This window comes from Propionivibrio dicarboxylicus (genome assembly GCF_900099695.1).
GTDB lineage: Bacteria > Pseudomonadota > Gammaproteobacteria > Burkholderiales > Rhodocyclaceae > Propionivibrio > Propionivibrio dicarboxylicus.
The window spans coordinates 196746-215097 of record NZ_FNCY01000001.1 but is presented as its reverse complement, the minus strand read 5'-3'; the positions used below and the strand labels follow the sequence as shown (position 1 = coordinate 215097).

Genomic DNA, 18352 nt, shown 5'->3' with positions numbered 1-18352 from the left:
GCTTAAGACTTTCGTTGGGCGTCGCGTTTGATGGCGAGCACTTTTTCAAGGTAGTGAAGGTTGGTCACGCCTTTTTGAATATTGGCGTCGTTGAGCAGGTTCCGGTGCAGGGCGAGATTGGTTCGCAGACCTTCGATTCTCGCCTCGTCCAGCGCGTTGCGCAGACGACGAATGGCATGTTCGCGATTTTCGCCGAAAGCAATGATTTTCGCCACCAAAGGATCGTAGTGTGCGGTCACCGCTTCGCCGGCCTGCAGGGCACTGTCGCAGCGTATGCCGGGGCCGCCCGGGAAATGAAGGGCGGATATTTTCCCCGGGGCGGGCAGAAAGCTTTGCGGGTCCTCGGCATTGATCCGGCATTCGATCGCGTGGCCGCGGAAAACCAGTTCGCGTTGGCGGAAGCGCAATTTTTCGCCGGCGGCGGCGCGGATCTGTTCCTGAACGAGGTCGATGCCCGTGACCATTTCGCACAAGGGGTGTTCGAACTGCAGTCCCGCGGTGATTCCGGCAAAGTGGAAGTCGCCCTTTTCGACGAGAAAACGGAAACCGCCGACGCCGTGGAAGCCAATCTGACGGCAGGCATCGGCGCAGCGTTCGCCGATGCGGGCAACCAATCGGTTGGGGATGCCGAAGGCCGGCGCTTCCTCGATCAGCCGGTGCCCCTTGCGCTGCAGCGAGCAGTCGCGCTCGCCGAGAAAAAGGACATTGCCATGCTGGTCGGCGAGCATCTGGATCTCGATATGCCGTGGGTATTCGAGATGTTTTTCGAGATAGACATCGGCGGAGCCGCAGAGCTCTAGCGCTTCAGCCCGGGTCTGCGTGATCGCGTTGAGCAGCGCGGCGTCGGTGTGGACGATGCGCATGCCGCGTTCGCCGCGGTAGACGGAAGCCTTGATGACGACTGGATAACCGAGCTTCTTGGCGAGTCGCTGCGCCTCCTTCGCGTCGTCAGCGAGCGGAGTGTCGGGGCCGGGAATGCACGGTATGCCGGCGGTTTTCATGGCGCCGCGCAGGCGTGTCTTGTCGTTGAGCAAACGCAGCGTTTCCGCCCGTGCGCCGATGAAGCTCAGTCCGGCGGCGTCGACGCGGGCAGCGAAATCGGCACTGCCGGCGAGGAATCCGTAACCCGGATGGATGGCTTCGGCATCGCTGACGATCGCCGCCGACAGGATCGCCGCGGCGTTCAGGTAACTCAGACTGGCCGGGGCCGGGCCGATGCAGACGGCCTGGTCGGCGAGCGCGAGGAAACGGGCGCCGCGGTCCGCTTCCGAATGCGCGACGACGGTCTTGATGCCGAGGTCGCGGCAGGCCCGCAGGATGCGCAGGGCGACTTCACCGCGGTTGGCGATCAGGATCTTGCCGAACATGCCCTGCCTATTCGATGACGAACAGCGGCGTGCCGTACTCGACGGCTTGTCCGCTTTCGACGAGGATGGCACGGACGACGCCGTCGCAGTCCGATTCGATTTCGTGGATCTGCTTCATCGACTCGATGACGCCGAGCAGGTCGCCCTCCTTGACGATGCTGCCGATCTCGACCAGCGGTGCGGCTTCCGGGCTGGCAGTGCGATAGAAGGTGCCGACCATCGGCGCCTTGACCGTTTCGCCGTCGCCGAGGTCGTCGTCGGCGCCGGTTGCGGGCGGCAGCTGGACGGCCGATTCGCTGCGCTTCTGGCGCGGAACCATGGCCGAGGCGTGCTTGACGATGCGCACCTTTTCCTCGCCTTCGGTGACTTCGAGTTCGGCGATTCCGGATTCCTCGACGAGGTCGATGAGTTTCTTGAGCTTGCGCAAATCCATGGGGAAATCCTGAGTTATTCGACTTGGCGGCGGTCTGGATGGACGCCGTGGCGCTGAAAAAAGGGGCGAAGAATAGCCGAAGTTTGCGTCAATTGCTCGGCGCTTGTCCAGAAACGCGGGCAGGATTGGCCTTCGTTTCCGCCGCCAGGAAGCTGTCGAGCCTTTGTTCGGAAAGTCGTCCAAGCTGGGTCAGCGCTGGGTCTCCGCCGGGGCGTATGATCAGTGTGTAGGGCAATCCCATCGAGGTGTTGCCGAGATCGCGCATTAGCCGGCTACCCTCCGTGTCGGCAATCAGCAGCGGATAGCTGACCGGCAGCTTTGCCGAGAAATCGGCGACGTTCTTTGCGTTGTCGACGGCAATGCCGATGAACTGAACGCCGCGATCGCGGTATTGGCTGTTCAGGCGCGAAAAGGCGGGCATCTCGTCGCGGCAGGGCTGGCACCAGGCAGCCCAGAAGTTGACCACCAGTGTCTTGTCGCGCCAGTCGCCGATTTTGACGGCGTTGCCTTGTCCATCGGGGAGGCGTGTGGCGAACAAGGTCTCGATCGCCTGGCGCGGGATGTCTTTGGCATCGAGCTTGCCAGCGTCGTTCTGGGGAAGCGTCGCTTGCACCGCGATATAGATGCCGGCGACGGTGATGAGGGCGCCGATGACGAAGGCGAGCGTCTGTTTACGGCAGCGGTTCAGGCAGATCATCGGGGAATTCCTCCAGCAGGCGATCAAGCGCGGCGAGTTGCAGGCGCGGGCGGGGGCGGCCGTCGCGCGTCCGCGGGGCGATGCGTTCGTCGTTGCGCGGGTAAATGACGAGGTTGATGGGGGCTTCTTCGTCCTCGATTGTCAGCACCGCTTCGGCGCGATCGTTGCGCGGCGTTTGGTGCGTGAAGGCGATGCCCTTGTTGAGCAGGAATATTTCGACGTCCTTGGCGCTGTCGGTGAAGAGTTGAATGTCGATTTCGGCGTGACGCCCGGCGGTGCCGTCAGCCACGGCGCCCGAGAGGTAGGGAGAGAAGCGCTGGAGTTCGGCCATCGCTTCCCGGGCCGTGCGGCGCAGGCGCAGAAGGCGGATGCTTTGCTCGTCATGCTGGAAAAGACGCTGATACAGGCGCAGCTCGGCCTCGACGTCGGCGTTTTCGGGGAGCTTGACGTTTTCCGCCAAACCCAGTTGGTGGGCGGCCTTGCGTTTGGCCTGGCTGGCGTCGCCGATGCCTTCTTCCGCCATCAGGCGTGCCGCTGCGGCGGCGATCAATTGGCGCTGTCGTGCGGTGGCGTTTGAATGCGGCATGGGAGTCTTCAACGGCAAGAAATGCGGGGTGACGCTACGGAGGCGGTACAATTCGCCCGGTCGCAATCGCGATGCTCATACCATTTTATCGTGGAATTGTTTCATGCATATTCATATCCTCGGCATCTGCGGGACCTTCATGGGCGGGGTCGCCCAGCTCGCCCGTGCCGCCGGCCATCGCGTCACCGGATGCGATGCCAACGTGTATCCGCCGATGAGCACGCAACTCGAAGCGGCCGGCATCGAGTTGATCGAGGGCTTCGGCAGCGATCAGATCAAGCTGGCCCCCGATGTGTTTGTCATCGGCAATGCCGTTTCGCGCGGTAATCCGCTGCTTGAAGAGATACTCGATCGCGGCCTGCCGTATGTCTCCGGACCGCAATGGCTGGCTGACAATGTCCTGAATGGGCGCTGGGTTCTGGCCGTCGCCGGTACGCACGGAAAAACGACGACCGCATCGATGCTTGCCTGGATTCTCGAAGATGCCGGCTTGAGTCCGGGCTTCCTGATCGGCGGCGTGCCCAATAACTTTGGCGTGTCGGCGCGCCTGGCCGGGCATCTGGCCGATTCGCCTTTTTTCGTCATCGAAGCCGACGAATATGACACTGCATTTTGCGACAAGCGCTCGAAGTTCGTTCACTATCATCCGCGTACCGCTGTACTGAACAATCTGGAGTTCGATCACGCCGATATCTTTTCCGATCTGGCGGCGATCGAGACTCAGTTCCATCATCTTGTCCGCACGCTGCCACGGAATGGCTTGCTCGTCGTCAATGGGCAGGAGGCGAGTCTTGAACGGGTGCTGGCGCGCGGCTGCTGGACGCCGGTCGAACGCTTCGCCAATCGCGATGGCTGGCATATGGAAGGTGACGACGCGAGCGGTGCCTTGCGCTGGATGAAGGGCGGTGTGCTGGTCGGTTCGGCGCAGTGGTCTCTTACCGGTGAGCACAACCGCGCCAATGCGGGAGCGGCGCTGCTGGCGGCAAGGCACGTGGGCGTAAGCTTCGAGCATGGCCTGGCCGCGTTGTCGCGCTTCGAAAGCGTCAAACGGCGCATGGAATTGCGCGGTACGGTTCGCGGCGTCAGCGTCTATGACGATTTCGCGCACCATCCGACTGCGATCGCCACGACGCTCGCCGGTTTGCGTCGGCGTATCGGTACGGGCGGGCGCATCCTGGCGGTGCTGGAGCCGCGGTCGAATACCATGAAGCTTGGTGTGATGAAGGCGCAGTTGCCCGGCAGTCTGGTCGACGCGGACCGGGTTTATTGCTATGCGGCGCAGTTGGGGTGGGATGCGCGCGAGGCGTTGGCGCCGATGGGCGATACCGCGGTCGTGGCCGACGATCTCGAAACATTGGTCAATGTCGTGACTGCCGAGGCGCGTGCCGGAGACCATATTTTGGTGATGAGCAACGGCGGATTTGGCGGCATTCATGGCAAGTTGCTGGCGGCTTTGGGCTGAGTCTGGCGTGAGCTTGTGTCGGCATGAATAAAAAAGCTTGGCGTTTTTCCAGTCTTTCTTTATAATGCTCGGCTCTGTCGTAATCCGACTTTGTCTTTGAATTTAGGAAGAGTTAATGCCTGCCATTCGTGTGAAGGAAAACGAGCCGTTCGAGGTGGCCATTCGCCGGTTCAAGCGCACTGTTGAAAAAACCGGTCTGCTGACCGAGTTGCGTGCCCGCGAGTTCTACGAGAAGCCCACCGCCGAGCGCAAGCGCAAGCTTGCGGCTGCTGTCAAGCGCCATCACAAGCGCATGCGTAGCCAGACGCTGCCGCCGAAGCTTTTCTAGTTCAAAGGTTTCGACCCTCGGATAGCCGCCTGTTGAATGACGGGCGGCTATTGGCGTTTATGGGTAACGCGTGTTTGCGGTCGGGCGCTACGCCCGGTTACTGTGCTGTCAATGCTGGAGTCTCGGGATGAGTCTTAAAGAACGCATCAGTGAAGACATGAAGGCCGCCATGCGGGCGGGGGAAGCGGCAAAGCGCGACGCGATTCGTCTGTTGCTGGCGGCGATCAAGCAGAAGGAAGTCGACGAGCGCATCGTGCTCGACGATGCTGCGGTCATTGCTGTCATCGACAAGTTGCTCAAGCAGCGTCGCGACTCGATCACCCAGTACGAAAGTGCCGGTCGGACGGATCTCGCGGCAGCGGAAAAGTTCGAGGCCGACGTACTGTCGGCATATATGCCGGCAGGCTTGTCGGACGATGAGGTTGTCGCGGCCATCGAGGCGGCGATTGCTGCCGTCGGCGCCGCCGGGCCTGGTGACATGGGCAAGGTGATGGGCGTGCTCAAGCCGCAACTGGCGGGGCGTGCCGATATGACGGAAGTGTCGAAGCGGGTGAAGGCGGCTCTGGCGAAGTAATACGACGAGATCGTCACGCCGGAAATCCGGTCCGTTCTTTTCGTTTACGTATGTTGATTGGCCAGTTGTCATGATCCCCGATTCCTTTATTCAGGAGCTATTGCACCGGGTCGACATCGTCGACCTGATCGATACGCATGTCCCGCTGAAGAAGGCCGGGGCGAATTACGCCGCCTGCTGTCCGTTCCACAACGAAAAATCGCCATCCTTCACGGTCAGCCCGACCAAGCAGTTCTACCATTGCTTCGGGTGCGGGGCGCACGGAAGCGCCATCAGTTTTCTGATGGAGTTCTCCGGTCTTGGTTTCGTCGATGCCGTCAAGGATCTCGCCGCCCGGGCGGGGCTTCAGGTTCCCGAAGAGGCGGGGCGTCGCTCCCATGAAGGGCCGAAGCTCGCATCGCTCACGGACTTGATGGCGCGCGCGGCGAAATATTATTACGAACAGCTCAAGCACTCGCCGAAAGCAATCGAGTACCTCAAGGGGCGCGGCGTGTCCGGAGAAGTCGCCCAGAAATTCGGGATCGGTTATGCGCCGGACGGTTGGCAGAATCTTGGCGCTGCGTTTGAGGATTACACTCGAAGCGAATTGCAGACGGTGGGTCTGGTCATCCAGAACGAGCAGGGGCGTCTCTACGACCGCTTCCGTGACCGCGTAATGTTCCCGATTGTCAATCAGAAAGGCGAAGTGATCGCCTTTGGCGGGCGGGTGCTTGGCAGCGGCGAGCCGAAATATCTGAATTCGCCGGAAACGCCGCTGTTCGAAAAAGGGCGCGAGGTCTTTGGTTTGCCGCAGGCGCGCACCGCGTTGCGCGAAAAGAACACGGTGATCGTCGTCGAAGGCTATATGGACGTGGTGGCGCTGGCCCAGCATGGTGTCGGCAATGCGGTGGCGACGCTCGGCACGGCGACGACGGCGACGCACGTGCAGAAGCTGCTGCGGCAGGTCGATCGTATCGTCTATTGCTTTGATGGCGACAATGCCGGGCGCAAGGCCGCATGGCGGGCACTCGAAAACAGTCTGGATGCGTTGCCGGAGCAAAAGAGCATCGGCTTCGTTTTTCTGCCGGAGACCGAGGACCCCGATAGCTTCGTTCGCAGTCACGGCAAGGATGCGTTCGAACGCCTGATTGCCGACGCGCTGCCGCTGTCGGAGTTCATGCTGCGTGAGTTGGCGTCCCGATGCGACATGACCAGTGCGGAAGGTCGTGCACGGCTTGTGTCCGAGGCGAAGCCGCTGCTCGGACGCTTGCAAACGCCGCTTTTGCGACTACAGTTGGTGAAGCGTCTTGCGGAAGCAAGCGGATTCTCTCAACAGGAAGTGGAGCGTTTGTGCGATTTGCGTCCCGTAGCACGGCCAGCACCCGCGAAAGCGCCGCGAAAGGCGCCTTCGGTGCTGCGTCCGCTCTTGCGAATATTGATGCACAAACCGGAGTTGGCGAAGAATCTTCCGCTCGAGGCGTTGCCATTGAATACGGAAGAAGGTCGGGCGGTCCGGACCTATTGCCAGGTGGTGCGGGCGGCGGGCGACGTTGTGCCGGCCTATCCCGTGCTGTTGGAACGTCTGCGCGGTAGCGAGGACGAAGAAATGTTGCGTGATGCGGCCGGCGAGTTGATGCAGCAACCGTTCGACGAGGCCGTGATCGACGAGGAATTTGAGGGTGCCGTCGAGCGCTTGTTGGAAGCCGGACGGAAGCGCGACTTTGCGGCGCTTCAGGCCAAGGTGTCGAAACTTGGCGTTTCTGGTCTGTCGAATGAAGAGAAGCAGCAGTATTTGCAGGCGCTTAATGGCCGTCGCTCGGAGGCATAAGGAGTGACAAGTTGTGATAAAATCAAGGGTTTTTTGATACTTACGCTTTCCGGGGTATGACCATGGCACGGGAAAAGGCAGCGAACAACAAGTCGGCAAAATTGAAGGCCGCTGAGTTACTTGCGCAGATGGGCGGTCAGCCCTCGCCTGATGACGAAGAGATGCGCAAGACGCGTCTCAAAACACTGATCAAGTTGGGCAAGGATCGCGGCTTCCTGACCTATGCCGAGGTGAACGATCACCTGCCGGACGATGTGGTCGATGCCGAACAGATCGAGAGCATCATCAGTACGTTCAGCGACATGGGCATCCAGGTCTACGACGAAGCGCCGGATGCCGAGACGCTGCTGATGTCCGACTCGGCGCCGCCAGCGGTGACCGACGATGCCGATGTCGAAGAGCAGGCCGAGCAGGCGCTGTCGACGGTTGACTCCGAGTTCGGTCGGACGACGGATCCGGTACGGATGTACATGCGGGAAATGGGATCGGTCGAGTTGCTCACGCGCGAAGGCGAAATTGAAATTGCCAAGCGCATCGAGGACGGCCTCAAGCACATGATCCAGGCGATTTCCGCCTGCCCGACGACGATCGCCGAGATTCTCGATTGCGCCGACCGGATTTCCAAGGATGAGATGCGCATCGATGAACTCATCGATGGTTTGATCGACCCGAATGCGACCGACGCAGATATCGAGGCGCTGGCCGACGACGAAGAAACCGCCGCCGAACTCGACGAAGAAGAGGGTGATGACGGCGACGGCGGTGAAGGCGCCGCGGCGTCGGCATCGCTGCTGAAGCTGAAAGAAGAAGGCTTGCAGCGTCTGGAGGAAATCAAGGCGCTTTACGCCAAGGCGCATGCCACGCTGGCCAAGAAGGGCTCGCAGGACAAGGCCTATCTGAAGCTCCAGCAGAAGATTTCCGAAGAAATGATGTCCATCCGCTTCACGTCCAAGATGATCGAGCGGCTGTGCGATTCCGTGCGTTCAATGGTTGAAGAGGCGCGCGCCTGTGAGCGCAAAATCCAGCGCATCTGCGTTGATACCGTGCGCATGCCGCGTCCGCACTTCATCAAGGTGTTCCCCGGCAACGAACTCAACCTGAATTGGGTCGAGCAGGAAATCGCGGCGGCGTCGGGCAAGCCGTATGCGCAGATCCTGCTGCGCAACGCGCCGAACATCGTCGAGGAGCAGCGCAAATTGCTGGCGCTGCAGGAACGCATCGGCATTCCGCTCAAGGAACTCAAGGACATCAACAAGCAGATGTCCACGGGTGAAGCCAAGGCGCGGCGGGCCAAGCGGGAAATGACCGAGGCGAACCTCCGTCTCGTCATTTCGATCGCGAAGAAATACACGAACCGCGGGTTGCAGTTCCTCGACCTCATCCAGGAGGGGAACATTGGCCTGATGAAGGCCGTCGATAAGTTCGAATATCGTCGTGGTTACAAATTCTCGACCTATGCGACGTGGTGGATCCGTCAGGCCATTACGCGTTCGATCGCTGACCAGGCGCGCACGATCCGGATTCCGGTGCACATGATCGAAACCATCAACAAGATGAACCGCATTTCGCGGCAAATCCTGCAGGAAACCGGTGTTGAGGCTGACCCGGCGACCCTTGCCAAGAAGATGGACATGCCGGAAGAGAAGATCCGCAAGATCCTCAAGATCAGCAAGGAGCCGATTTCGATGGAGACGCCGATCGGCGACGACGACGATTCGCACCTTGGTGATTTCATCGAGGACGCGGCAACGCTGGCCCCGACGGATGCCGCGCTGTTCTCGAGCTTGCGCCTGATCACCAAGGACGTACTCGACACGCTGACGCCGCGCGAAGCCAAGGTGCTGCGCATGCGCTTCGGCATCGAGATGAATACCGACCACACGCTCGAAGAAGTCGGCAAGCAGTTCGACGTGACGCGCGAACGTATCCGCCAGATCGAAGCCAAGGCCCTGCGGAAGCTGCGTCATCCTTCCCGTTCGGATAAACTGCGCAGCTTCCTCGATAGCAATAGCTAATTGCTTTCGGGCCTGTAGCTCAGTTGGTCAGAGCAGAGGACTCATAATCCTTTGGTCCAGGGTTCAAGTCCCTGCGGGCCCACCAATCAAAAGGGGCTGCGATTTTTTCGCAGCCCCTTTTTCATGCGCATGACCCTTTGGATTGGTAGTGCCTCCCCGTCAGCATCGATCATAGGGGCAGGCATCGCGCTGTTGCACGAGCAGAGTGTCGTGTGCGCGTGTCTATGACTATCGGGTACAAAATCGGCTTACAATCGACTTCTGGCGCGATCTCCCTGTGATCGCGGGTTCGGTTGTCCAAATGAAAAGAAGCAACATCAATCGACTGTGGGAGTTTTCATTCCAGGCAAATCGCCTTCGGCGGCTTGCCGTTGTCGGGTTGGTTGCGTTCCTGATGCTTGCTTTTGGAGTATGGATGGGAGTCGATCTCTATTACTCCTACCAGCAGCGCGTCGCCGAATCCCGCAAGGAACTTGAAAACCTGTCGATCATCATCGAGAGCAACGTTCTAGCGACCCTGAGCAAGATAGATGTTGTCATCAGCGAAACAGCATATACGTTCGGCCCAATGGTCGATGGCCGGAAGAAGCTTGCTCTATTGGAGGCTAACCAGGAGCTGCTGCGCCGTATGGCCTACATTCCGGAAGCGCAGGCCTTGAGTCTGCGTGTTATCAATGCCGACGGACGAGTGGTGTTCAATGCAGGCGAAACGGCCGAGCTCCCCAATGTGGTCGTAGCCGATCGTGCCTACTTTCTGCGACATAAGAGCGACCCGAATGCCGGCTTGGTCCTTTCCGAGGCGATACTTTCGCGGTTTACCGGCAAATGGTTGCTGACGCTGAGTCGAAGGATGGTCGATGCCGAAGGGAATTTCGCTGGCGTGGTTCAGGCGGCACTGCGCACCGAATATTTCCAGGGGCTGTTCGAACTCGTTAACGTCGGTGCTGACGATAGCATCTCCCTGCTCGACGAAAACAAGCGCCTGTTGGCGCGTCATCCGCCGCGTTTAGACGCGGTTGGGCAGCAGTTCGACCAATTGGCGGTCGTGATGCATTTTCCCTCGGACCCGAGTGCCATTAGCTACCGGCGAGGGGCCGGAATCGATGGCGTGGATCGCCACTATGTCATTCGCAATATAGGTGCCTATCCCTATGTGCTGGTCGTCGGGCGTTCGAGCGAAGCGATACGATCGCTGCAGCAGGGCAAGATCTACCTGTATGTCGTTTGCTATTTCTGTCTCGCGCTAGCCTTCGCTTGCTTCTTGTGGGTATATGTCCGGCATCAGCAAGAGTTGGAAAAACTCGCGACAACCGATAGCCTGACGGGCTTGAAGAATCGGAGAATCTTCGACAGTACACTCGAGTTTATGATGGCGCGCAGGGTGAGAAATTCGTTCAGTGAACGTCTTTCCGTGGCCTTGTTCGATATCGACCATTTCAAGATGATCAACGACACGCGTGGCCACTTGAAGGGCGATGAGGTGTTGAGGCGTGTGGCCAACGTCATTCGCTGCAGAGTCAGGAAAACGGATTTGTCGTGCCGGTGGGGGGGCGAGGAATTTATTGTTCTTCTCAACGACTGCGATATCGAGCAAGCAATCGTGGTCGCAGAAAACATCCGCAGTGCGATTGCGGATGAGTCGATGTCGTATCCGGACGATGGTTTTCGCGTAACGATCAGCGCCGGTGTGGCCGAGGTGGCTGAGGGCGACACGGTAGATTCGTTGGTAAAACGGGCCGACGACGCGCTGTACCAAGCCAAGGCAAGTGGCAGGAACCGCGTGTGCCGTTGATGCCGGCGTAGCGGCAAAACGAAAAGGGCCCGGTCTTTCGATCAAACCCTTGGAAATTTCGGGACCCCGAGTCGGAATCGAAGTCGGTGCCGCCGAAGCGTATGTTTGCGGTTGCCGATCAGGCTTTTTTCACGAACTCCGATTTCAAACTCATTGCGCCAATGCTGTCGATCTTGCGATCGATGTCGTGGTCGCCTTCAACGAGCCGGATGTTCTTGACCCTGGTGCCGACCTTGACGACCAGCGAGGAATCCTTGACCTTCAGGTCCTTGATGACGGTGACGCTGTCGCCGTCCTGGAGGATGTTTTACAAAAAAGACCACAGGTTATATAGGCACACTGACACGAATCGCCCTTGCCAGCAGTTCAGCCTGACTCCTTTAGAATGTGAATTTGACTAATTACTGTGATTCTATTTTCACGAATGACAGACAGAATCGACCCATAAACAGACTATATGCTTTTCTGTAGTTATTTGGTGTTTCAGATTTTATGCTGAAATTGTCTTTTGTTTCAACGCCAAGTACTATTAGGCTCACGTTTAATAACTTTCCCATCTTCAGTTCAGCCGAGATGAGCATTGCTAACCCGATGACTAACCACTTCGTCCCTACTGCAATAAAAACGGAATATGACTATTTGCTTGATTTTGTAAAGGGTGTCGCCATCATTCTGGTGGTGTTGGGACATACTTTTCAAAATCAAACATCGAACTTCGATGAGTTGTATGGATTTCGTTTCATATACTCGTTCCACATGCCTCTATTTGCCTTCTTGTCAGGTGCTGCGGCAGCGCACTGGGCTGTGAGGCTTAATGCGTCTGGCAGCCTAATGGAATTGACCGGAGCATCAATTAGTCGGGTGCGTAAGTCTGCGGTTCATTTGTTGTTACCTTTCTTGTTCTGGACCGTAGTTGCTTTTTTTCTTAGTGGTTCGCAAGAATCCATTGACCAGCATCTCCGGAAAGTTTTTAGAGAAGCACATTATTCCTTGTGGTTTTTACCTTGCATATTTTGGTGTACAACCTTCACTTCGTTGTTCATGCTTTTCTTTTCCACCGCGAAAAAAATTTTTGAAACCACTCGTCTTGGGAAGTTATTGCGCTATCTAACGCCGCTTCCCGCTCAGATGGCAGCTTTGCTGATTGTTTGGTTGCTGTTCCGAAAACAACTTCCTGATGGATTTGGTTTTGGATTCGCGAATTTCTTTCATGGTGGTCTATTCTTCTTTTTTCTGCTCGGGCTCGTATTTTTTAAGCGTTTCATAAATATCAGAAGCGTGGCCCTTCAGGTTTTTCCATATGTGATTTTTTTGGCTTTAGTTCCTTATTGGCATCGAACCCTAGATAACAATATCATTCAGGATGCTCCTAATTTTCTGACTATCGGTCTGGTAGCGAAGAAATATGCACTTATAGTTGCGATTTCAGGAGTTTTTGCCATTGTCGATCTGTCGAGGTTAATGTACTCATGTGGAATTAAGTGGATTAATGTTTCAATGTGCTTTATAGGTAGAGCATCGCTTGGGATATATGCGATGCATTTCTATTTCATTGACTACAAGCCGCCGGTGGTTGCGGCTATTTTGAGTAGTTTGGTTCTATACCAATTAATATCCTACATCCCTCTGGTGCGCACAATTGTCTTAGGGAAATGAGGTTATAACCGGCATTGTTAACGTGATAATTGTTGCGACGATTGCAGCGATAGATACGGCAGACGGGTTGGCTGGTGATGTGAGTGATGCAGGTGGTTCCCGGCGGATGGATAAAAGAAAACGCCCAAGGGATTTCTCCGAAGGGCGCTGAGTGATGTGTTGCAAGATTATCTTGTGCTATCTGAATTGATAGACGCCTACAAGTGAAATGAGAAATGCGGCGGGGTGGCTCCCGGTTGTCGGATATATGCTTAATGGATATGTTCCGTGACAAGCGCTATGCCGAGAGGTATCTTTCTTGGGTTGTAGTGTGACCAAACGAAAAAGGCCTGATCTTTTGATTAAACCCTTGGATGTTTCTTTAGCGCGAGGGGAGGGCGGGGCGTCGACCTGCCGAATTTCAGGCTCGCGGTGGCGGATCAGGCTTTCTTCACGAACTCCGATTTCAAACTCATCGCGCCGATGCCGTCGATCTTGCAGTCGATGTCGTGGTCGCCTTCAACGAGCCGGATGTTCTTGACTTTGGTGCCTACCTTGACGACGAGCGAGGAGCCCTTGACCTTCAGATCCTTGATGACGGTGACGCGGTCGCCGTCCTGAAGGACGTTACCCACGGCATCGCGAACGATTCGAACGTCCGAAGATTCGACCAGGCCTTCCTTGCTCCATTCGTGGGAGCATTCCGGGCAGATGAACATGGCCCCATCTTCGTAGGTGTATTCGGAATTGCACTGGGGGCACTTGGGCAGGGTCGTCATGGGGATGGTCCGCAAAGCAAAACGGCCAACCCGAAGGTCAGCCGTTTTAGGTATCTGGTGGCCAGTCGCGGAATCGAACCACGGACACGCGGATTTTCAATCCGCTGCTCTACCAACTGAGCTAACTGGCCAAGAGCCGCGCATTATAACGACTCGATTTCGATTCGTCAAAAAATAAGCACGTTTTTGTGATTGATCGCAGAACCTGGCATGCACATTCTTGAAATGGCGCGAGCATTGGAGTGGCATCTTTCTTCCCTTTCAGCAAGGCGTTCGTTGTGGATTTTGCGGCGTTGGTCGAGTGGCCGCCGCGGGGCGGTGTCTGTACAAGCAGCTAATATCGCGTATAATCCGTAACTTATCCGAGGAGCGCTGCAAAACCCTTTTTCGCCGCGGCGAATGGTTTCAGGCTCGGACTTTCCAACGGCGCTCACCTGACCAACCCGTGCCGACACGGGATTGTGGGTGAGCAGAAAAATCCCGCATCCGCGTCGGCCACAGTTCTTAAGGAGAACAGCTGTGGCTCAATTCACTGATTTCGTGGTCGCAGACCTCGCCCTCGCCGATTGGGGACGCAAGGAAATCCGTATCGCAGAAACCGAAATGCCGGGCCTGATGGCTATCCGCGACGAGTTCGCGGCGAGCCAGCCGCTCAAGGGCGCGCGCATCACCGGATCTTTGCACATGACCATCCAGACGGCCGTGTTGATCGAGACGCTGGTCGCGCTGGGCGCCGAAGTGCGCTGGGCGTCGTGCAATATTTTCTCGACCCAGGATCATGCGGCGGCAGCCATCGCCGCGCAAAATATCCCGGTTTTTGCGGTCAAGGGCGAGTCCCTGCCCGACTACTGGGAATATACCCATCGCATTTTCGAGTGGGCCGACGGCGGCTATTCGAACATGATCCTCGACGATGGCGGCGACGCGACGCTGTTGCTGCATCTCGGCGCACGCGCTGAGAAGGATCTCTCGATCCTGAATCAACCGACCTGCGAAGAGGAAACGGTGCTTTTCGCCTCGATCAAGGCCAAGTTGGCCCAGTCGCCCGCCTGGTATTCGACGCGCCTCGCGCAAATCAAGGGCGTCACCGAGGAAACGACGACCGGGGTTCATCGCCTGTATCAGATGCACGAACGTGGCGAACTGAAATTCCCGGCCATCAACGTTAACGATTCCGTCACGAAGTCGAAGTTCGACAACCTCTACGGCTGTCGCGAATCGCTTGTCGATGGCATCAAGCGCGCAACCGACGTCATGGTTGCCGGCAAGGTCGCCGTCGTTTGCGGTTACGGCGATGTCGGCAAGGGCTCGGCGCAAGCGCTGCGCGCGCTCTCGGCGCAAGTCTGGGTCACGGAAGTCGATCCGATCTGCGCGCTGCAGGCGGCAATGGAAGGCTACCGCGTCGTCACCATGGACTATGCCTGCGACAAGGCCGACATGTTTGTTACCTGCACGGGTAATTACCATGTCATCGCGCATGAGCACATGATCAAGATGAAGGACCAGGCGATCGTCTGCAACATTGGCCACTTCGATAGTGAAATCGACGTTGCCTCGATCGAGAAATATCAGTGGGAAGAGATCAAGCCGCAGGTCGATCACGTTGTCATGCCGTCGGGAAATCGCATTATCCTGCTGGCCAAGGGACGCCTGGTCAATCTCGGTTGCGCCACGGGACACCCGAGCTATGTGATGTCTTCGTCATTCGCGAACCAAACGATCGCGCAGATCGAGTTGTTTACGCAGACGGCGAAATATCCGGTCGGTGTCTATACGCTGCCGAAGCATCTCGATGAGAAGGTCGCCCGTCTTCAGTTGAAGAAGCTCAACGCGCAACTGACCGTGCTGACCGAGAAGCAGGCGCAGTACATCGGCGTATCGGTGGATGGCCCGTACAAGGCCGATCATTACCGTTACTGATCGGGGCGTGCGGCGTTGTCGGCTTTCGCCCGATGACGCCGTTAGCCAGTGTTTCTTCTGATCCGAAGATCGAAAAATGACCACCAATATTTCAATCGAGTTTTTTCCTCCGCAAACTCCGGAAGGACTGGAGAAGTTGCGTGGCGAGCGCGCCAAGCTGGCGGTGCTGAAGCCGGAATTCTTTTCGGTCACCTACGGTGCCGGCGGGTCGACGCGTGAGCGCACGTTTGCCGTTGTCAAAGAGATTGCGGCGGAGGGATACGAAGCTGCGCCGCACCTCTCCTGCATTGGTTCCACGCGCGCCAGCATTCGGGAAATACTGGACGAATTCCAGAGTGCCGGTATTCGTCGAATTGTTGCGCTGCGTGGCGATTTGCCCTCCGGGACGGCCGAAGCCGGCGAGTTTCGTTATGCCAACGAGCTTGTCGAATTCGTTCGGAGCGAAACCGGAAAGCACTTTGAGATCGAAGTAGCCGCCTATCCCGAATGGCATCCTCAGGCCCGTTTCCCTCGCGACGATCTGGCGAATTTCGTGCGCAAGGTCAAGGCGGGCGCCGACTCGGCGATCACGCAGTATTTCTACAACGCCGATGCGTACTTCCATTTTGTCGATGAGGTTCGTCGGCAGGGCGTCGATATTCCAATCGTTCCGGGCATTATGCCGATTGTCAGCTTCTCGAAACTGGCGCGGTTTTCGGATGTTTGCGGTGCGGAATTGCCGCGCTGGATGCGGCGGAAATTTGAGGGGCTTGGCGACGACACCGAGGCGATTCGGGCATTCGGACTGGATCTGGTGACTTCGCTCTGCCAGCGCCTGCTTGCCGGTGGGGCGCCTGGCCTGCATTTCTATTCGATGAACCAGTCGGCCCTGACGCTGGAGATCTGCAAGCGACTCGGGATTTAAGCACTCTCGATAGGAAACGAAAGCGCTTCCTCACGAACGGGCTTCCATCAGGAGGCCCGTTTATTTTGTGTGGAGGTAGTCCCATGGTCCGTCAAACGCTGAAACAGCAGAAATTAATTGATCTGACTATTGTGATGCAGCGCTAGTGCATAGCCTTTCGTATGGCAACAAGTTCGACAGTTTCGCCAAACGTGCCGTATCCTCCTCCGGTCCTCCTGATCTCCTGCTTCAGCATTCTCTTGTCTGGTATCGAATACCATACCTGTGAGCGCAGCCCTCCAGAAGGACAGTTGGAACCGCTCGGGCATGAAATAGTCAGCCAGCCATCGAGACGAATAGCGTCAAACGTTCCAGCAGATAGCGATAGCTGTTCATGGCCAACAATTGTCAGCGATAGCCGGCAGAGATTCTGCTGCAGTGGATTGCAGAATCCTCTGCCTCCTTCTACGAGCAACTCAGCCGGTATGTCTTTGCCATTCCAGAGCGGTCCGAATACAAAGGTGGAATCACCGGAAATGGCAACCGCGGAGGCCTTGTTCGGGTGGAAGACCCAGTCAAACGACTTGAGTCCATCGAAACTAACTTCTTCCAGCTGACGTTCACTTGTCGCGGCAGTTGTCCGGAAACGTATCCTATTCTTGATCAGACCAGAAACTTGATCCTTGATGACGTATTCCCATTCGTCACCGAGTTGCTTATCGTCGATGGAAAGTGGAGGCACTACAGCCGGCTGAACGGCGCTTCCCAGCGCCTCCTGCGCTTTTTCGCTCCGAAGGGAGGATTCGAGTGGCTTGTTGTGCGCCAACGGTTCCGTCAGAACTTGGACGGAGACCTTTTCTCCCGCGGCCCTGCGGGCATCCCGTTCGAGTTGCAACTGCGAGTTTTGCCGGTCCATTGCTTCCTTGAGCATTCGCTCCATGGATTCCTTCAGCTCGGCGCGCTCCCTGGAAAAGCGCTCTGCCGCCTTGTATTCGGCCTCTGCCCGCTCGCGGGCGATCCGCTCTTCGGCGCGTTTCTCAAGCTCCGCTTTTTCTCGTGCGGCTTGTTCGTTGGCCACTTTCAAAGCCTCGACAACCGCTTGCTGGTTTGCCCTTTGCTGGAAATCCGAGTGCTCGGTCGCTTTCTTTACGGCTTCAGCAACGGCCTCGGAAATGGCTTTGTCGACGGTTTCTCTGGAAAGCGCTGCCGAGCCTTCAACCTCGGGGGAGCGGAAATAGAAATCGCCATCGAGGGAACCGTAACGCCATGGCTCCTGTTGTCCTCGTGTCAGCCGCTTCACTTCCTGCTGCACTTTGCGCAGCATCTGCTCGATCTCCATCTGCGGCTGGCTTTCCAATACCGCAAGCAGGGCAGACGTGTAGGGGCTGTTCTTGCCGTCACCATCGGCTGCGGTGTTGCCGTGTTTCGTCGAAAACGAAATCAGGGTACCCGAGGACTCGGCGGGAGCGGCAAGCCCTCTCGCCGATCCGCGGCTGAAGCTTCTGGCGAAAGGATTGTCGCGGCAGGCATCAAAGAATATGAGTTTGACCTTGGCACTGGCCATGTCATCGATGACATCATCGAGGCGAACCAACTCGCGCTTGAGGTCGCGTTCGTTTTGCGGCGCCGCATCGATGGGGATCAGAAAATTGATGCCATTGACCTGAACCCCGTGACCCGCGTAAAAAACCAGCGCCACTGCCGATTTTTCGGCCTTGACGCCAAACCGTTTGAATAGCCCGTCGAGATCGGACTTGGTCGCGTCGATTTTAAGCTCAACGTCAAAGCCGAATTTCTTGAGGGCAGCGGCCATAACCGCCGCATCATTTTTCGGATTTTCCAATGCGCCCGACGGATAGCGGCTGTTTCCTATGACAACCGCGACTCTTACCCCCGCATCCTTGGCGTCAGGGGCGGGCTTGTACAACGTGTCTGCGGCAATCGCGCTTCCGATCGCCAGCAGAAGCCAAGATGCGAATAGATCGATGAAATGGGTACGAAAAAATTTCATGATTTAGTCGTTTGCGGTAATGCTCAATGTCCATGTTGAAAACAAGCCAACAGACGGGGCTTG

At 57.2% G+C, this 18352-nt stretch carries 15 protein-coding genes, 2 tRNA genes, 1 pseudogene and 1 riboswitch; of the genes and pseudogenes, 10 read left to right on the top strand and 8 right to left on the bottom strand.

Annotation, left to right across the window (positions count from 1 at the left end; genetic code table 11):
- Positions 1–2: 2 nt before the first annotated feature.
- The 4 genes from BLR25_RS01070 to BLR25_RS01055 form a co-directional block, all read right to left on the bottom strand.
- Positions 3–1367: an ATP-binding protein gene (locus tag BLR25_RS01070; RefSeq protein WP_091932117.1), complete on the bottom strand. Its 1365-nt coding sequence runs from the start codon at positions 1365–1367 to the stop codon at positions 3–5.
- A 7-nt stretch (positions 1368–1374) separates the two neighbouring features.
- Positions 1375–1800: an acetyl-CoA carboxylase biotin carboxyl carrier protein gene (accB, locus tag BLR25_RS01065; RefSeq protein WP_091932114.1), complete on the bottom strand. Its 426-nt coding sequence runs from the start codon at positions 1798–1800 to the stop codon at positions 1375–1377.
- Between the two features lie 88 nt (positions 1801–1888).
- Entirely contained in the window at positions 1889–2497 is a 609-nt protein-coding gene (locus tag BLR25_RS01060) for a TlpA family protein disulfide reductase (RefSeq protein WP_091932110.1), read from the bottom strand.
- Positions 2472–3083, bottom strand: coding sequence for a hypothetical protein (locus tag BLR25_RS01055; protein ID WP_091932106.1), 612 nt, complete (start codon positions 3081–3083; stop codon positions 2472–2474). The genes BLR25_RS01060 and BLR25_RS01055 overlap by 26 nt, the downstream gene beginning before the upstream one ends.
- A 103-nt stretch (positions 3084–3186) precedes the next feature.
- Between BLR25_RS01055 and mpl the strand changes: the two genes are divergently transcribed.
- The 7 genes from mpl (at position 3187) to BLR25_RS01020 (ending at position 11061) form a co-directional block, all read left to right on the top strand.
- Positions 3187–4545, top strand: coding sequence for a UDP-N-acetylmuramate:L-alanyl-gamma-D-glutamyl-meso-diaminopimelate ligase (gene mpl / locus BLR25_RS01050; protein WP_091932103.1), 1359 nt, complete (start codon positions 3187–3189; stop codon positions 4543–4545).
- A 115-nt stretch (positions 4546–4660) separates the two neighbouring features.
- Positions 4661–4873 (top strand): 30S ribosomal protein S21, encoded by a 213-nt coding sequence (gene rpsU, locus BLR25_RS01045; protein WP_042334924.1) that lies wholly within the window; start codon positions 4661–4663, stop codon positions 4871–4873.
- Positions 4874–5000: 127 nt separating this feature from the next.
- Positions 5001–5447: a GatB/YqeY domain-containing protein gene (locus tag BLR25_RS01040; protein ID WP_091932100.1), complete on the top strand. Its 447-nt coding sequence runs from the start codon at positions 5001–5003 to the stop codon at positions 5445–5447.
- A 70-nt stretch (positions 5448–5517) separates the two neighbouring features.
- Positions 5518–7254: a DNA primase gene (gene dnaG, locus BLR25_RS01035; RefSeq protein WP_091932098.1), complete on the top strand. Its 1737-nt coding sequence runs from the start codon at positions 5518–5520 to the stop codon at positions 7252–7254.
- A gap of 62 nt (positions 7255–7316) precedes the next feature.
- On the top strand, positions 7317–9269 hold the full coding sequence (gene rpoD / locus BLR25_RS01030) for an RNA polymerase sigma factor RpoD (protein WP_091933555.1): 1953 nt from the start codon (positions 7317–7319) through the stop codon (positions 9267–9269).
- A gap of 8 nt (positions 9270–9277) precedes the next feature.
- Positions 9278–9354, top strand: a tRNA-Ile gene (locus tag BLR25_RS01025).
- A gap of 216 nt (positions 9355–9570) precedes the next feature.
- Positions 9571–11061, top strand: coding sequence for a sensor domain-containing diguanylate cyclase (locus BLR25_RS01020; RefSeq protein ID WP_143009725.1), 1491 nt, complete (start codon positions 9571–9573; stop codon positions 11059–11061).
- Between the two features lie 118 nt (positions 11062–11179).
- Here the strand turns inward: BLR25_RS01020 and BLR25_RS01015 are convergent.
- Positions 11180–11368, bottom strand: a pseudogene (locus BLR25_RS01015) (zinc ribbon domain-containing protein YjdM); the annotation flags it as partial.
- 266 nt (positions 11369–11634) lie between these two features.
- Here BLR25_RS01015 and BLR25_RS01010 point away from each other — a divergent pair.
- Positions 11635–12717 (top strand): acyltransferase family protein, encoded by a 1083-nt coding sequence (locus tag BLR25_RS01010; RefSeq protein WP_091933552.1) that lies wholly within the window; start codon positions 11635–11637, stop codon positions 12715–12717.
- Between the two features lie 419 nt (positions 12718–13136).
- On the opposite strand, the gene BLR25_RS01005 is transcribed toward BLR25_RS01010, so the two are convergent.
- A complete protein-coding gene (locus BLR25_RS01005; RefSeq protein ID WP_091932092.1) occupies positions 13137–13475 on the bottom strand; it encodes a zinc ribbon domain-containing protein YjdM in 339 nt (112 codons plus the stop codon).
- A gap of 55 nt (positions 13476–13530) precedes the next feature.
- Positions 13531–13606: transfer RNA gene (locus tag BLR25_RS01000), tRNA-Phe, on the bottom strand.
- A 227-nt stretch (positions 13607–13833) separates the two neighbouring features.
- Positions 13834–13914, top strand: a riboswitch (S-adenosyl-L-homocysteine riboswitch).
- An 80-nt stretch (positions 13915–13994) separates the two neighbouring features.
- Between BLR25_RS01000 and ahcY the strand changes: the two genes are divergently transcribed.
- Both ahcY and metF read left to right on the top strand, forming a co-directional pair.
- The gene (gene ahcY, locus BLR25_RS00995) at positions 13995–15395 is read left to right on the top strand and encodes an adenosylhomocysteinase (protein WP_091932088.1); all 1401 of its coding nucleotides are present in this window, start codon (positions 13995–13997) and stop codon (positions 15393–15395) included.
- A gap of 76 nt (positions 15396–15471) precedes the next feature.
- Positions 15472–16299, top strand: coding sequence for a methylenetetrahydrofolate reductase [NAD(P)H] (gene metF / locus BLR25_RS00990; RefSeq protein ID WP_091932082.1), 828 nt, complete (start codon positions 15472–15474; stop codon positions 16297–16299).
- A gap of 142 nt (positions 16300–16441) precedes the next feature.
- Here the strand turns inward: metF and BLR25_RS00985 are convergent, their stop codons facing one another.
- Complete coding sequence (locus BLR25_RS00985) at positions 16442–18289, bottom strand: caspase family protein (protein WP_091932077.1); 1848 nt, start codon at positions 18287–18289, stop codon at positions 16442–16444.
- Between the last annotated feature and the right edge of the window lie 63 nt (positions 18290–18352).